The organism is Streptomyces sp. NPDC034085 (assembly GCF_055575555.1).
This window is the reverse complement of the sequence record NZ_JBVISL010000014.1, coordinates 1-14,935: the sequence shown is the minus strand read 5'-3', so window position 1 is coordinate 14,935 and position 14,935 is coordinate 1. Positions and strand designations below refer to the sequence as shown.

Genomic DNA, 14,935 nt, shown 5'->3' with positions numbered 1-14,935 from the left:
GCGGCCGGGTCGGCCGCCGCCCCTGCGGGGGTGGGGTGCGGGTCAGGCGGCGAGCTTCGCCAGGGCCGCGTCGATACGGGCGAGCGAGCGCTCCTTGCCCAGGATCTCCAGGGACTCGAAGAGCGGCAGGCCGACCGTGCGGCCGGTGACGGCCACGCGCACCGGGGCCTGGGCCTTGCCGAGCTTGAGGCCGTGGGCCTCGCCGGCGGTGAGGACGGCCTGCTTGAGGGACTCCGGGTCGGACCAGTCGGCGGTGGAGAGGTTCTCCCGTGCCGTGGTGAGCAGGGCAGCGGGCTCGCCCTTCATCGCCTTGTCCCAGGACGCCTGGTCCTCGACGGGATCCTTCAGGAAGAGGAAGTCCACGTTCGCGGTGATGTCCGACAGGACGGTCACCCGGGTCTGGGCGTGGGGAGCGATCCGGTCCCAGGCCTCGGCGTCGAAGTCCTCGGGCGCCCAGTTGGCGTGCGGGGCCCGCAGCCAGGGGGCGCAGGCGTCCGCGAAGGCCTTGGGGTCCATCCGGCGGATGTGATCGGCGTTGATCGCCTCGCACTTCTTGAGGTCGAAGCGCGCCGGGTTGGCGTTCACGCCGTCGATGTCGAACTTCGCCACCATCTCCTCGATCGAGAAGATGTCCTGGTCCTTGGAGAAGGACCAGCCGAGGAGCGAGAGGTAGTTCAGCAGGCCCTCGGGCAGGAAGCCGCGCTCGCGGTAGAGGTTGAGCGAGGACTCGGGGTCGCGCTTGGAGAGCTTCTTGTTGCCCTCGCCCATCACGTACGGCAGGTGGCCGAAGGCGGGGGTGGCCTTGGCGACGCCCAGCTCGGTCAGCGCCTTGTAGAGGGCGATCTGGCGGGGCGTGGAGGACAGCAGGTCCTCGCCGCGCAGGACGTGCGTGATCTCCATCAGCGCGTCGTCCACCGGGTTGACCAGCGTGTACAGCGGGGCGCCGTTCGCGCGGACGATACCGAAGTCCGGCACGTTCTCCGGGGTGAAGGAGAGCTCGCCGCGGACCAGGTCCGTGAAGGTGATGGTCTCGTCGGGCATCCGGAAGCGGACGATCGAGGTGCGCCCCTCGGCCGTGTACGCGGCCACCTGCTCGGCGCTCAGGTCGCGGCAGTGGCCGTCGTAGCCGGAGGGCCTGCCGGCCGCACGGGCGGCGTCGCGGCGGGTGTCGAGCTCCTCGGTGGTGCAGTAGCAGTGGTACGCGTACCCGCCGTCCAGGAGCTTCTTCGCGATGTCCGCGTAGATGTCCATTCGCTGGGACTGGCGGTACGGGGCGTGGGGGCCGCCGACCTCGGGGCCCTCGTCCCAGGTGAAGCCGAGCCAGCGCAGCGAGTCGAGCAGCTGCTCGTACGACTCCTCGGAGTCGCGGGCCGCGTCGGTGTCCTCGATGCGGAAGACGAACGTACCGCCGTGGTGGCGGGCGAACGCCCAGTTGAAGAGGGCGGTCCGGACCAGGCCCACATGGGGGTTGCCGGTCGGGGAGGGACAGAAACGTACGCGGACGGGTCCGTTAGCCACGCTTGATCACCTTGTTGGTGAGAGTGCCGATGCCTTCGATGGTGACGGCGACCTCGTCGCCGACGTTGAGGGGGCCGACTCCGGCCGGGGTCCCCGTGAGGATGACGTCGCCCGGGAGCAGCGTCATGGCCTCGGTGATGTGCACGATCAGGTCCTCGACGGAGCGGACCATGTCGCTGGTGCTGCCGAGCTGGCGCTGTTCCCCGTTGACCGTGCACTGGACGGCCAGGCCCGCGGCGACGGCCGCCGGGTCCAGGCCGGTCTCGATCCAGGGGCCGAGGGGGCAGGCGCTGTCGAAGCCCTTGGCCCGGGCCCACTGCTTCTCGCGCTGCTGGACGTCGCGGGCGGTGACGTCGTTGGCGCAGGTGTAGCCGAGGATCACGTCCTTCACGCGCTCCTTCGGGACCTCGCGGCACATGCGGCCGATGACCACGGCGAGCTCCGCCTCGTGGTGCACGTCCTGGGAGAAGGAGGGGTAGACGATCGGGTCGCCCGGGCCGACCACGGAGGTGGAGGGCTTGAAGAAGGTGAGGGGCGCCTCGGGACGGCCTTGGTCGTCGACGATGGCGTTGCCGAGCTCCGCCGCGTGCTCCGCGTAGTTGCGGCCGATGGCCACGACCTTGTTCGGGAGCACGGGCGGCAGCAGCCGAACCTTGCTCAGCGGGACCTTCGTGCCGGAGAGCTCGAAGTCCGCGAACGGAATGCCCTTGATGATGTCGAGGACGAGCTCACCCTCGGCGCCGGGGGCAGTGCTGCCCTCGACCGCGCCGAACGCGACATTGCCGTCGATCGAGAACCTGGCGATGCGCACGTGTTGCGTCTGCCCCTCTGTATTTCCGCTGGCTGGAGTGTGGACCCCAGGCTAACGCGGTGGGGGGCGGCGCTTCGCGCTCCTTTACGGAGCCGCTACTGCGGAGGGGCTACTGTGCCGCGGCGACGGGCGCGTCCATGAGGACGGTGCGGCGGGGGTTCGCGGTCTGGGCGGGCAGCTCGACGGAGTGCTCCGGGGTGGCCGGCGCCGCCTGCAGGTCCTCGGCGTCCTTCAGGTGCGCCAGGGTGGTGCGGCGGGGGTTGGCTATGTTGCGGAACATCAGCGTCGTCTTCATCGGAGTTTCGGGCCCTCGGGTCGCTTCGTGGGGTGGGGGTTGTCGGATGCGCCGGACGGGGCGCCAACCCTTTAACAGGCAAGGCTAAACATCCGAATCCCCGGCCGAACCGGTAAGTAATGGCCCCAGTCGTGTGAGTTTCCTCACCAGTGACCGGGCAATACGGGCATAACGCTCGGTCAATTTCCCCCGTCGAAACGGACATTGCGCCACTGAATGCGCCATTCCGCTCCTGATCATCTCGACTGGGACACTGGGGCAGACGGGAGCTTTGGTTGACGTACGTCCGTTTTATCCACATAGTGCCTCCACATCCCGTAGCCCCCCTGTCACAAGCCGTGACCGGCTGGCCGGGCCGACACGCGCACCTTGTTGGAGATCCCCCACTGTGCTGGAATTCGCGGGACCGCCGCGGGTATCAGCCGGCGCGCAGGTGGCGCAAGAGAGCGCCGCGCGCGGCGGCAATGGAGAGGGAGACGCGCCGGTCACCGACGACCACCACGGGGCCGTCAGTGCCCCACGACTCGACACCGTTTCGCCGTTCACCCGGCGGGACGCCTGGTCCAGAGGTTGCGACGCTAGTGCAGGGACGATTCAAGAGGGATGGCAGCGCTGCGGCGGAGCAGGAGCCGCGCGGCGGGATCGACCGTGGCTCCTCGCCCCAGCACGCCCAGCACCGCGGGCCGGCTGCCGACGGAGCGGGCCCCGACACGTCCGCGTCGGTGAAGGCGAAGGGCCGCGGCAAGTCCGGCAAGGCCCCGAAGCCCGGCAAGGCGGTCAAGCCGAGCAGGGCCAAGGGCAAGGCCGAGTCGCCGGTGACCGAAGAGGCGATACCGAAGGCCCCCAGCGGGCCCGGCTCCCGTCTCGCCATGCAGAACTGGCGCATCAGCACGCGACTCGTGTCGCTGCTGACCCTGCCCGTCGTCGCCGCCACCACACTCGGTGGTTTCCGTATCAACGACTCGCTCGAGGACATCCAGCAGCTGGAGCACATGCAGCTGCTGACCACGATGACCCGCCAGGCGACCAGCCTCGCCGCCATGCTCCAGGAGGAGCGGGACAAGTCGGCCGGTCCGATGTCGCTCACCAAGGACGGCAAGGCCAACAGCCTCGTCGAGGGTGTCCGCGACCAGACCGACGCCGCCGCCAAGGCCTTCGCCGCCGCGACCGACAAGGTCGACAACGCGGAGGACAAGGACGAGACCCTCAAGTCGATCCGCAACAACATCCTCCAGATCGGCCGCCAGCTCACCGGCATCGAGGACATCCGCAAGAAGGCGTACCAGAACGGCGCCCAGCAGACCGTCACCGAGTACAACGCGCTGATCGTCTCGCTGCTCTCGCTCTCGCAGGACATGGCCCAGGCCACCTCGAACCCCGAGATGATCAAGCGCACCCGTGCCCTGGCGGCGTTCTCCTCCGCCAAGGAGTACGCCTCCATCCAGCGCGCGATCATCGCCGCCTCGCTCCCCGAGAGCGGCGACAAGCAGGGCAAGCTGGAGGAGAACGACCGCCTCTACGCCCTCTCCGCGCTGCGCGGCGAGAGCCAGTCGAAGAAGACCTTCGAACTCGTCTACCAGGGCAAGCCCGAGGAACTCCTCAGCTCGCTCGGTGACGGCAACTCCGAGATCGGCAGCGCCGACCACTACGCCCGCCGCGTGCTGAGCACGCAGGGGCAGTTCGTCAAGGAGAAGAACCGCTCCTGGATGGACTGGTACGACGCCGACGACACCAAGCTCCGCGAGATGCAGAAGATCGAGCTGTCGCTGCTCGAGGACATGGAGCAGAAGGCCCGCGAGCTCAAGAACGAGTCGCAGCAGGACGCCCTCGTCAACGGTGCCCTGATCCTCCTCGTCCTCGGTGTCTCCTTCATCGGCGCCTTCGTCATGGCCCGCTCCATGATCCGCTCGCTGCGCCGCCTCCAGGACACCGCGACCCGCGTCGCCCAGGACCGCCTGCCCGAGCTCGTCAAGCAGCTCTCCGAGTCGGACCCGCAGGACGTCGACACCTCCGTGGAGTCCGTCGGCCTGCACACCCGCGACGAGATCGGCCAGGTGGCCGCGGCCTTCGACGACGTGCACCGCGAGGCCGTCCGCCTCGCCGCCGAGCAGGCCCTCCTGCGGGGCAACGTCAACGCGATGTTCACCAACCTCTCGCGCCGCTCCCAGGGCCTCATCCAGCGCCAGCTCTCGCTCATCTCCGAACTGGAGTCGCGCGAGGCCGACCCGGACCAGCTGTCCTCGCTCTTCAAGCTCGACCACCTCGCGACCCGCATGCGCCGTAACGGCGAAAACCTCCTCGTCCTCGCGGGCGAGGAGCCGGGCCGCCGGTGGACCCGCCCCGTCCCGCTCGTCGACGTGCTCCGCGCCGCCGCGTCCGAGGTGGAGCAGTACGAGCGCATCGAGCTGGCGTCGGTGCCCGGCACCGACGTCGCCGGCCGCGTCGTCAACGACCTCGTGCACCTGCTCGCCGAGCTGCTGGAGAACGCCACCTCGTTCTCCTCCCCGCAGACCAAGGTCAAGGTCACCGGTCACGCGCTGCCCGACGGCCGCGTGCTCGTCGAGATCCACGACACCGGCATCGGCCTCTCCCCCGAGGACCTCGCGGCGATCAACGAGCGGCTGGCCTCGCCGCCGACCGTGGACGTCTCCGTCTCCCGCCGCATGGGCCTCTTCGTGGTCGGCCGCCTGTCCCTGCGACACGGCATCCGCATCCAGCTGCGCCCCTCCGACTCGGGCGGTACGACGGCCCTCGTCATGCTCCCGGTGGACGTCGCCCAGGGCGGCAAGAAGCCCGGCCCGACGCCGGGTGCCGGCGGCGGCCAGGGCGGCCCCGGCGGTGCTCCCGGTGCTCCGGGCGCTCCCGGCGGCCAGCAGTCCTCCGTGTCCGGTGCGGGCGCGCGTCCCCCCGTGGGCGCCGGCCAGCAGCGCGGCCAGGTCTCCGGAGGCGGCCAGCGCGCCGCCCTGCCGGGGCGCGACGGCGCGGCCGGTGGGCAGCAGCAGCGTCCCAAGGGCCCGCAGGGCCAGGGACCCCGTCCGCAGGGCGGTCCCGCCGCCCCGACGGGCCAGTCGCAGGGCCAGGGTGCCTTCGGCGGCGGTGCCCCGCTGCCGGGCCGCGGCCAGGCCGGCGGCCCGCAGGCGCGGCCGGCCGGCGGACCCGGAGGGTTCCCGCAGCAGAACGGCCAGCAGGGCGGCTTCCCGCAGCAGGGCAACGGCTTCGAGCGGCCGCAGCCGCCGCAGGGCCAGACCCAGCAGCACCAGCAGGCCCCGCAGCAGCCGCAGCAGCCCTCGCAGCACCAGCAGCAGGCCCCGCAGGGCCGGCCGCAGCAGCAGTCCGGTCCCTCGGCCCCCGTCCAGCGCAGGCGGCCGCAGCTGCCGGCGCGCGACGGCGCCGGCCGCCCGGAGCTTCCGGGCGCGGGCGGTCCGGCCGCCGCGGCCCCGCAGTCCACCAGCTGGGGCGCCGCGGCCCAGGGCGGGCACGAGGTCCCGCGCGGGCACGACGAGCTGTCGGGCCCCGGCTCCACGGCCGAGTTCGCCCGCCCGGACTTCAACGCCCCGCCGCCGCAGGCCACCGGCGGCAACCCCGCCCCCGGCGCCACCGGCCAGTTCGAGCGCCCGCAGCCGGCGGGCCCGCTGGACCCGGCCTCGACCGGCCAGTTCGCCCGCCCGGGCGGCCCCGGTGTCGGCGGCTACGCCGAGCAGCAGCCCCAGCGGTCCGGCGGTTACGCCCCGGCGCCGCGCGCCGAGGCCCCCGGCCTCCCGCAGGCGTACCAGCCGGAGGCCCTGCCGCCGGCCCCGGCGCAGCACGCCCCCGAGCCGCGCAGCCCGATCTTCGACACGCTGGAGTCGAACTGGACCCGCCAGGACGGGCAGCAGCCCGCCGGGCAGGGTCCGGCCGTGCCCCAGCAGCCGCACCAGCCCCAGCAGCGCGCGCAGCAGCCGCTCGCGCAGCGCGGCCAGGAGTTCGCCGCCGAGCCCGCCGCGGCGGTCACCGGCAGCAGCCCGACGGTCAGCTGGAAGCCCTCCCCCAACGACGAGCTGATGCGGCAGGCCGAGCGCGTGCGCCAGCCCGCCGCCGGCGGGATCACCACCTCGGGGCTGCCCCGGCGGGTGCCGCGCGCGAACCTCGTGGCCGGTACCGCCCAGCAGCAGGCCGAAACCCAGACCGGTCCGCAGGTATCGCGTGCTCCGGACGATGTCCGCGGCCGTCTCACCAATCTCCGTCGCGGTATCCAGCAGGGCCGCCAGGCCGGCAGCACCGGCCCCGCGACCGGCAGTTACCACATCGACCCCACTTACCAGCAGGAGCGATAGTTGAGTTCGATGAGCCAGGCGGCACAGAACCTGAACTGGTTGATCACCAACTTCGTGGACAACACCCCCGGGGTGTCGCACACGGTGGTGGTCTCCGCCGACGGACTCCTTCTGGCGATGTCGGAAGGCTTCCCCCGTGACCGCGCCGATCAGCTGGCGGCCGTGGCCTCCGGTCTGACCTCGCTGACCGCCGGAGCCTCCCGCATCTTCGAGGGCGGAGCCGTCAACCAGACCGTGGTGGAGATGGACCGCGGGTTCCTCTTCCTCATGTCCGTCTCCGACGGATCCTCACTGGCCGTGCTCGCGCACCCCGAGTGCGACATCGGCCTCGTCGGCTACGAGATGGCCCTCCTCGTGGACCGCGCCGGCAACGTCCTGACCCCGGACCTGCGCGCGGAGCTCCAGGGAAGCCTGCTCATCTGACACCCCCACCCCGGCCGGACGGTACTTCCGGCCGGGGCACCGGGTCCGCGCACCCGGAAATCCAGTACCCCCGACAGGCCGTCATGTCCCCCCACCGGCCGCCCTGTCAGACGGCACGCTGACCACTGCTGTCCAGCCCGGAGGATCAATGACCCCGCCCCCCGCCTACCCCGACGCGTACGGAGATCCGTACTCGGAAGGCGACCAGCCGCTCGTCCGCCCGTACGCGATGACCGGCGGCCGGACCCGTCCGCGCTACCAGCTCGCCATCGAGGCGCTGGTCAGCACGACGGCCGACCCGATGCACCTGTCCGGCATGCTGCCGGAACACCAGCGCATCTGCACCCTGTGCCGTGAGGTGAAGTCGGTCGCGGAGGTCTCCGCGCTGCTCTCGATGCCGCTCGGCGTCGCCCGGATCCTCGTCGCCGACCTGGCGGAAGCCGGCATGGTGGCCATTCACCAGCCGGGCAATGGAGAGGCCGGCGGAACGCCGGATGTAACGCTGCTCGAGAGGGTTCTCAGTGGACTTCGCAAGCTCTGACGGTGGGGCGGCTCCGCGCTCCACCACCTCCGCGAAGATCGTGGTGGCGGGCGGCTTCGGCGTGGGCAAGACCACGTTCGTGGGCGCCGTCTCCGAGATCAACCCGCTGAGAACCGAGGCCGTGATGACGTCCGCGAGCGCGGGCATCGACGACCTCACGCACACCGGTGACAAGACGACCACCACGGTCGCCATGGACTTCGGCCGCATCACCCTGGACCAGGACCTGATCCTGTACCTCTTCGGTACGCCGGGCCAGGACCGCTTCTGGTTCATGTGGGACGACCTCGTCCGCGGCGCCATCGGCGCGATCGTGCTGGTCGACACCCGCCGGCTGGCGGACTGCTTCCCGGCGGTGGACTACTTCGAGAACAGCGGCCTGCCCTTCGTCGTGGCGCTCAACGGCTTCGAGGGACACCAGCCCTACACGCCCGAAGAGGTCCGCGAGGCGCTGCAGATCGGCCCGGACGCCCCCATCATCACCACCGACGCCCGCCACCGCGCGGACGCCAAGAGCGCGCTCATCACGCTCGTCGAGCACGCCCTGATGGCCCGGCTCAAGTAACACCTTTTCCAAGGCAATGCGCCGGGGCGGGCTGTGTTCTCCAACACGGCCCGCCCCTCGCGTTCATAACGTTTCGACAGTGAATTGCCGTCGGCCGGACACGGGCCGCGTTCAGCCGGTACCGCTGCGCGCACGACTGACCCCATTTTTGCCGCAGCTCGCTCTTTATGTCCGATTTATGTGGGGCGTTAGGTTCGTGGAATGGCCGGATTCAACTGTTTGGAACACGGCGCTGAACCGTGCTGGAATTCAACGAACTAGCTAGTAGCACCGCCGAGAGGTTGTTGGTCGAGTGAGGCGAAGCAACTCGAGCCCCGCGGATGAACCCGCGCGAGGCAACTTCACCCCGCCGCCGCGCGCGGCCATGTCGCCCGTCGACGTGCCCGTGGAACCACCCCCGAGCAGCGGCAGCACCAGCAAGTTCTCCCCGCGCAACTGGCGGGTGGCCACCAAGCTGAACGCCATCCTCCTGGTACCGGTCCTCGTCGGACTGGTCATGGGCGGCTTCCAGGTGAAGGGCTCGGTCGACAGCTGGAACGAGGCCAAGGACGCCGAGAAGACCGCCCGGATCGTCCAGGCCGCGGCCGAATACGGCCAGGCCCTCCTCAACGAGCGCGACCTCACCGCCGAGCCCCTCCTGAAGGGCGACCGCAACAACGAGGCCGTGACGAAGGCCTACGCGGCCACGGACGCGGCCAAGGCCAAGTTCGCCCGGGCCGCGAAGGACCTGCCGTCCAAGCAGGGCCTGGAGCGCCGCCTCGAGCTCTTCCGCCAGGAGGAGCCGAAGCTGGAGCAGGTCCGCAAGACGGCCTACGCCATCCCTGAGACCCAGAAGAAGAACCTCCCCACCTCGGCCGGCCCCATCCCGACCGAAGAGGGGTACGTGCTGGTCCAGCACTACCTGATGCAGTTCTCCAACGAACTGGGCCTGGGCACCGGAAACGTCACCAGCTACGGCCGCATGGTCTACGCGGTCGAGCTGGCCAAGGCCGCGAACTCGCTCCAGCGCTCGGTCGGCACGCACCTGCTGGTGCGCCCGAACGACAACGAGGAAGTCCGCAAGGCCCAGCTCGTCGCCTTCTCCTCCTACGCCTACCTCGAAGAGATCGCCATCGGCGAGTACGTCGCCGCCGGCACCGACGAGGACACCAACCGGCTCAAGGAGGTCATGGGCAAGAAGTCCCAGGAGGGTGCCGCCAAGCTCGCCCAGGCCAAGCAGGCCGCCGAGCAGGCCGGCACCCCCTTCAAGGCTCCGCCCGTGGTCAACGGCTCCGCGCTCACCGGTATGACCGAGGCGATAGCCAGCGGCGAGAAGAGCGCCAAGCTCGCCCTGAACGGCACCACCGCCCCGGCCTGGCAGGCCGCCGCCACCGCCAAGTTCGACGGTTACGCCGAGATCGAGAAGGACCTCCTCGACAAGGCCGTCAAGGACGCCGTCGCGGTGTCCGACAAGTCCCGCGGCGACGCCATCCTGACCGGTGCCATCGTGGTCGTGGCCCTGCTGGCCGCCTTCATCCTGGCGGCCATGATGGCCCGCCAGATGAGCCGCTCCATGCGCCGCCTGCGCTCCTCCGCCTTCGACATCGCCGAGCAGCGCCTGCCGGCGCTGGTCGACCAGCTCTCGCGCACCGACCCGGGCAAGGTCGACACCCGCGTGCAGCCGATCCCGATCACCTCCCAGGACGAGATCGGCGAGGTCGCCCGCGCCTTCGACCAGGTCCACCAGGAAGCGGTCCGGCTCGCCGCCGAGCAGGCCCTGCTGCGGGGCAACGTCAACGCGATCTTCACCAACCTCTCCATGCGCAACCAGTCGCTGATCGAGGGCCAGCTGACCCTCATCACCGACCTGGAGAACAACGAGGCCGACCCGGACCAGCTGGAGAACCTCTTCCGCCTGGACCACCTCGCCACCCGTATGCGCCGCAACGGCGAGAACCTCCTCATCCTCGCGGGTGAGAACCCGGGCCGCCGCTGGGACCAGCCGGTCCCCCTCGTCGACGTGCTGCGCGCCGCCTCCTCCGAGGTGGAGCAGTACGAGCGCATCGAGCTCTCGGGCGTCTCCGACGCCGAGATCCACGGCCAGGCCGTGACCGACCTCGTGCACCTCCTCGCGGAGCTCCTGGAGAACGCCACCACGTTCTCCTCCCCCCAGACCAAGGTCCGCGTCAACGCGACGCGCCTGCCCGACGGCCGCGTGATGGTCGAGATCCACGACAAGGGCATCGGCCTCACCGCCGAGGACTTCGCGGACATCAACCACAAGCTGGCCAACCCGCCGACCGTGGACGCCGCGATCTCGCAGCGCATGGGCCTGTTCGTGGTCGGCCGGCTGGCGGACCGCCACAGCATCCGCGTCCAGCTGCGCCCCTCGGGCGAGGCGGCCGGCACCACCTCGCTGGTCATGCTCCCCGACGCCATCACCCACGGTGGCGGTGGCGAGGGCATACCGGAGGACGACTTCACCGTCTCCTCGATCATCCCGCAGCAGAAGGCCCAGTCGGCCGCCCCGCTGCGGACGGCCGCCGAGCTCGGCTTCGACGACTCCCGCTACGACGCCCAGGGCGGCCCGGCGGGCGACGCGCAGCCGGCCGACCCGGTCGTGCGGTCCCTGGGCCGCGAGGAGCGCAGGGCGGCGCTGGAGGCGCAGCTCAACTATCCCCAGGCGCAGTCGCAGGAGCAGTACCCGGAGCCGGACTCCCAGGAGTATCCGGAACCCCAGCCCGAACACGGGTACCAGGAGTACCAGGGCTACGAGCAGCAGTCCGCACAGGGGTACGAGGCCCCGTACGAGCCCCAGCAGCAGCCGCAGGCCTACGAGTCGTACACGGACCAGGGCTACGCCTATCCGGAGTCCGGCTACCAGGACGCCCAGCAGCCCGCTCAGGCGTACGAGGGTGGCTACGAGGACCGGTCCCAGCAGGCCGAGTGGCCCGAGCAGAACACCTACTCGGGCTCCTACCAGCAGGATTACGGGACCGATTCGGAATCCCCCTCCGCTCCCGAACCGGCTCGGGACCGCGTAGGCTTCGACCGTCAGGGCGCCGCTGCCGACACCGGTCACGAGTTGACCGGAGCGGGCCTGCCGCGACGCGGCAGCCCACAGCAGTGGCAGCCGGCACAGCAGGAAGCGGAGTCCGCAGGATCCCTCTTCGCGCAGCGGCCGCAGCGTCAGCAGCAGCCCGCCGAAGCGCAGCGGGAGCCGGAGGAGGCAGCAGCCGGCGGGGGCTGGCGTTCGACGAACGACGAGCGCTGGCAGCAGGCCGGCAAACTCCGTGAGCCGAAGGCGGGCGGGGTCACCCCGTCCGGTCTCCCTCGGCGCGTGCCCAAGGCCAACCTGGTCGAGGGCGCTGCGGAGACGACCCCGCAGGGCGGCCCCCAGGTCTCCCGCGCCCCGGAGGACGTCCGTGGCAGGTTGAGCAACCTGCGACGCGGTGTCCAGCAGGGACGCAGTGCGGGTTCCGAGCAGTCAAGTAACAGCTATGACCAGGAGCGTTAGTGTGAGCGCGATGAGCCAGGCGGCGCAGAACCTGAACTGGTTGATCACCAACTTCGTGGACAACACCCCTGGGGTGTCGCACACGGTGGTGGTCTCCGCCGACGGCCTTCTGCTGGCGATGTCCGACGGATTCCCGCGCGACCGCGCCGATCAGCTGGCGGCCGTGGCCTCCGGTCTGACCTCGCTGACCGCCGGAGCCTCCCGCATCTTCGAGGGCGGAGCCGTCAACCAGACCGTGGTGGAGATGGACCGCGGGTTCCTCTTCCTCATGTCCGTCTCCGACGGATCCTCGCTCGCGGTGCTCGCGCACCCCGAGTGCGACATCGGCCTCGTGGGCTACGAGATGGCCCTCCTCGTGGATCGCGCGGGCAGCGTCCTCACCCCGGACCTGCGCGCCGAGCTGCAGGGAAGTCTTCTCAACTAGCAGACGGGCAGTGCGTTTCGCGTCATCGCACCATAGGGTGCGGTGGCGCGGTTCCACAGGGAGTACTGCGTTCTTGGAGTCGGAGGAGGAAACGTGACAACACCCGGAGGACATCCTTATGGCGGCCAGCAGCCGCAGGGTGGGCACGACCAGAACCGCTTCAACTTCCCCTCCTCGCCCAGCCGGCCCGTGCCGGAGCACAACCCCTACGCCCAGCAGCCGTACGGGCAGCCCCAGCAGCCCCAGGCGCCCCACCGGGTTCCGCAGCAGCCCCCCAGGGCCGCGCAGCAGCCGCAGGCCCCCAAGGCGCACAACCCGCTGGTGCGCCCGTACGCGATGACCGGCGGCCGTACCCGGCCGCGCTACCAGCTCGCCATCGAGGCGCTGGTCAGTACCACGGCGGACCCCGCGCGGCTGCAAGGGCAGTTGCCCGAGCACCAGCGCATCTGCCGCCTGTGCCAGGAGATCAAATCCGTCGCGGAGATCTCGGCACTTCTCTCCATTCCTCTTGGTGTCGCCCGCATCCTCGTCGCCGACCTGGCGGAGGCGGGCCTTGTCGCCATTCACCAGCCCGGCGGCGACGAGTCTGCCGGCGGCCAGCCAGATGTGACACTGCTCGAAAGGGTGCTCAGTGGACTTCGCAAGCTCTAACGGCGGAGCGGCTCCGCGCTCCACCACCTCCGCGAAGATCGTGGTGGCGGGCGGCTTCGGCGTGGGCAAGACCACGTTCGTCGGCGCGGTCTCCGAGATCAACCCGCTGCGCACCGAAGCCGTCATGACCAGCGCTTCCGCCGGTATCGACGACCTCACCCACACCGGTGACAAGACGACCACCACGGTCGCCATGGACTTCGGCCGCATCACCCTGGACCAGGACCTGATCCTGTACCTCTTCGGTACGCCGGGCCAGGACCGCTTCTGGTTCATGTGGGACGACCTCGTCCGCGGCGCCATCGGCGCCGTGGTCCTCGTCGACACCCGCCGTCTCGCCGACTGCTTCCCCGCCGTCGACTACTTCGAGAACAGCGGCCTGCCCTTCGTCATCGCCCTCAACGGCTTCGACGGGCACCAGCCCTACACGCCCGAAGAGGTCCGCGAGGCGCTCCAGATCGGCCCGGACGCCCCCATCATCACCACCGACGCCCGCCACCGCGCGGACGCCAAGAGCGCGCTCATCACGCTCGTCGAGCACGCCCTGATGGCCCGCCTGCGGTAGCGAGCCCGCGGCGGCGCCCCCGAGGCCGTAGAAAGGCCCCCGTGTCCCGGCACGGGGGCCTTCGCCGTTCCCGGGCCCGGTTCCGGGGCCCGGTTTACGGGCCCGTACGGCCCCGGCGGCCGCTGCCGCGGGCATGCGGAAGGCCCCGCACCCCTTCTGGGGTGCGGGGCCTTCCGCGTGCGTACGTCCGCTGCTCAGCCGCGCCAGCTGTGGGGGGCCTGGAAGCCCCGGCTGCGCTCCAGACGGCGCCAGCCGGCCGTGGAGCGGGGGGTGGCGGCCTCTTCCGGGGTGGCGGCGGCGCGGGCGAGGAGGATCGCGGTGATCGCGGCCAGCTCCTCGGGCTCGGCGTTGCCCTTCTCGACCTTCAGCAGGGTGTCGGTGGCGGTGCTCATCGTCGGCAGGTCTCCTTCGCTCGTTACTGCGGCGGGTTGCCGTGCTTGCGAGACGGCAGATCGGCGTGCTTGGTGCGGAGCATCGCGAGGGCGCTGACGAGCACCCCGCGGGTCTCGGCGGGGTCGATGACGTCGTCCACGAGACCGCGCTCGGCCGCGTAGTACGGGTGCATCAGCTCGGCCTTGTATTCCTTGACCATCCGGGCCCGCATCGCCTCGGGGTCCTCGGCGTCCGCGATCTGCTTGCGGAAGATCACGTTGGCGGCGCCTTCGGCGCCCATGACGGCGATCTCGTTGGTGGGCCAGGCGTAGGTGAGGTCGGCGCCGATGGACTGGGAGTCCATGACGATGTACGCGCCGCCGTAGGCCTTGCGCAGGATCAGCGAGATCCGCGGCACCGTGGCGTTGCAGTACGCGTACAGCAGCTTGGCGCCGTGGCGGATGATGCCGCCGTGTTCCTGGTCGACGCCCGGCAGGAAGCCGGGGACGTCCAGCAGGGTGATGATCGGGATGTTGAAGGCGTCGCACATCTGGACGAAGCGCGCGGCCTTCTCGGACGCGTGGATGTCCAGGACGCCGGCCAGGTGGCCGGGCTGGTTGGCGACGATGCCGACGACCTGGCCGTCGAGGCGGCCCAGGGCGCAGATGATGTTGCGCGCCCAGCGCTCGTGGATCTCCAGGACGTCGCCGTCGTCGACGAGCTCCTCGATGACCTTGAGCATGTCGTACGGGCGGTTGCCGTCGGCGGGGACCAGGTCCAGCAGGACGTCCGAGCGCCGGTCGACCGGGTCGGTGTTCTCGTGGACCGGCGGGTTCTCGCGGTTGTTGGAGGGCAGCATCGTGATGAGGTACCGGACCTCGGAGATGCAGGTCTCCTCGTCGTCGTACGCGAAGTGCGCGACGCCGGAGGTCTCGGCGTGCACGTCCGCGCCGCCGAGGCC

Annotated in this window: 13 protein-coding genes; 8 read left to right on the top strand and 5 right to left on the bottom strand. The window is 70.7% G+C overall.

Annotated elements, in window-relative coordinates; genetic code table 11:
* Positions 1 to 42 precede the first annotated feature (42 nt).
* The 3 genes from gltX to ACZ501_RS31975 all read right to left on the bottom strand — a co-directional run bounded on the left by gltX (position 43) and on the right by ACZ501_RS31975 (position 2,624).
* Complete coding sequence (gltX, locus tag ACZ501_RS31985; RefSeq protein ID WP_468800136.1) at positions 43 to 1,518, bottom strand: glutamate--tRNA ligase; 1,476 nt, start codon at positions 1,516 to 1,518, stop codon at positions 43 to 45.
* Positions 1,511 to 2,329 (bottom strand): fumarylacetoacetate hydrolase family protein, encoded by an 819-nt coding sequence (locus tag ACZ501_RS31980; RefSeq protein WP_361610102.1) that lies wholly within the window; start codon positions 2,327 to 2,329, stop codon positions 1,511 to 1,513. Before ACZ501_RS31980 ends, gltX begins: the two co-directional genes overlap by 8 nt.
* Positions 2,330 to 2,438: 109 nt before the next feature.
* Positions 2,439 to 2,624 carry a hypothetical protein gene (locus ACZ501_RS31975; RefSeq protein WP_361610101.1) on the bottom strand — a complete coding sequence of 62 codons (186 nt, stop codon included), beginning with the start codon at positions 2,622 to 2,624 and terminating at the stop codon, positions 2,439 to 2,441.
* 581 nt (positions 2,625 to 3,205) lie between these two features.
* Here ACZ501_RS31975 and ACZ501_RS31970 point away from each other — a divergent pair.
* From ACZ501_RS31970 to ACZ501_RS31935, 8 genes are all read left to right on the top strand, one after another.
* Positions 3,206 to 6,937 (top strand): sensor histidine kinase, encoded by a 3,732-nt coding sequence (locus ACZ501_RS31970; protein ID WP_468800134.1) that lies wholly within the window; start codon positions 3,206 to 3,208, stop codon positions 6,935 to 6,937.
* 9 nt (positions 6,938 to 6,946) lie between these two features.
* Positions 6,947 to 7,360: a roadblock/LC7 domain-containing protein gene (locus tag ACZ501_RS31965; RefSeq protein WP_007266776.1), complete on the top strand. Its 414-nt coding sequence runs from the start codon at positions 6,947 to 6,949 to the stop codon at positions 7,358 to 7,360.
* Between the two features lie 148 nt (positions 7,361 to 7,508).
* The gene (locus tag ACZ501_RS31960) at positions 7,509 to 7,901 is read left to right on the top strand and encodes a DUF742 domain-containing protein (RefSeq protein WP_361610160.1); all 393 of its coding nucleotides are present in this window, start codon (positions 7,509 to 7,511) and stop codon (positions 7,899 to 7,901) included.
* Positions 7,882 to 8,466, top strand: a complete 585-nt coding sequence (locus ACZ501_RS31955) for a GTP-binding protein (protein ID WP_266573764.1) — start codon at positions 7,882 to 7,884, stop codon at positions 8,464 to 8,466. The genes ACZ501_RS31960 and ACZ501_RS31955 overlap by 20 nt, the downstream gene beginning before the upstream one ends.
* Before the next feature lie 292 nt (positions 8,467 to 8,758).
* Complete coding sequence (locus ACZ501_RS31950) at positions 8,759 to 11,962, top strand: sensor histidine kinase (RefSeq protein WP_468800132.1); 3,204 nt, start codon at positions 8,759 to 8,761, stop codon at positions 11,960 to 11,962.
* A gap of 10 nt (positions 11,963 to 11,972) precedes the next feature.
* Complete coding sequence (locus ACZ501_RS31945) at positions 11,973 to 12,386, top strand: roadblock/LC7 domain-containing protein (RefSeq protein WP_030037347.1); 414 nt, start codon at positions 11,973 to 11,975, stop codon at positions 12,384 to 12,386.
* A 93-nt stretch (positions 12,387 to 12,479) separates the two neighbouring features.
* A complete protein-coding gene (locus ACZ501_RS31940; RefSeq protein ID WP_361610163.1) occupies positions 12,480 to 13,037 on the top strand; it encodes a DUF742 domain-containing protein in 558 nt (185 codons plus the stop codon).
* A complete protein-coding gene (locus ACZ501_RS31935; RefSeq protein ID WP_007266770.1) occupies positions 13,018 to 13,602 on the top strand; it encodes a GTP-binding protein in 585 nt (194 codons plus the stop codon). Before ACZ501_RS31940 ends, ACZ501_RS31935 begins: the two co-directional genes overlap by 20 nt.
* A 194-nt stretch (positions 13,603 to 13,796) precedes the next feature.
* On the opposite strand, the gene ACZ501_RS31930 is transcribed toward ACZ501_RS31935, so the two are convergent.
* Positions 13,797 to 13,994: an acyl-CoA carboxylase subunit epsilon gene (locus ACZ501_RS31930; protein WP_361611865.1), complete on the bottom strand. Its 198-nt coding sequence runs from the start codon at positions 13,992 to 13,994 to the stop codon at positions 13,797 to 13,799.
* 23 nt (positions 13,995 to 14,017) lie between these two features.
* Positions 14,018 to 14,935, bottom strand: a 918-nt coding sequence (locus tag ACZ501_RS31925; RefSeq protein ID WP_361611867.1) for an acyl-CoA carboxylase subunit beta, incomplete at its 5' end; no start/stop codon positions are given.

What these genes read in the sequence shown, in the direction of transcription:
- ACZ501_RS31975 (WP_361610101.1), bottom strand. Translation starts at nt 2,624, where the DNA reads ATGAAGACGACGCTGATGTTCCGCAACATAGCCAACCCCCGCCGCACC.
- ACZ501_RS31965 (WP_007266776.1), top strand. Translation starts at nt 6,947, where the DNA reads ATGAGCCAGGCGGCACAGAACCTGAACTGGTTGATCACCAACTTCGTG.
- ACZ501_RS31960 (WP_361610160.1), top strand. Translation starts at nt 7,509, where the DNA reads ATGACCCCGCCCCCCGCCTACCCCGACGCGTACGGAGATCCGTACTCG.
- ACZ501_RS31945 (WP_030037347.1), top strand. Translation starts at nt 11,973, where the DNA reads ATGAGCCAGGCGGCGCAGAACCTGAACTGGTTGATCACCAACTTCGTG.
- ACZ501_RS31930 (WP_361611865.1), bottom strand. Translation starts at nt 13,994, where the DNA reads ATGAGCACCGCCACCGACACCCTGCTGAAGGTCGAGAAGGGCAACGCC.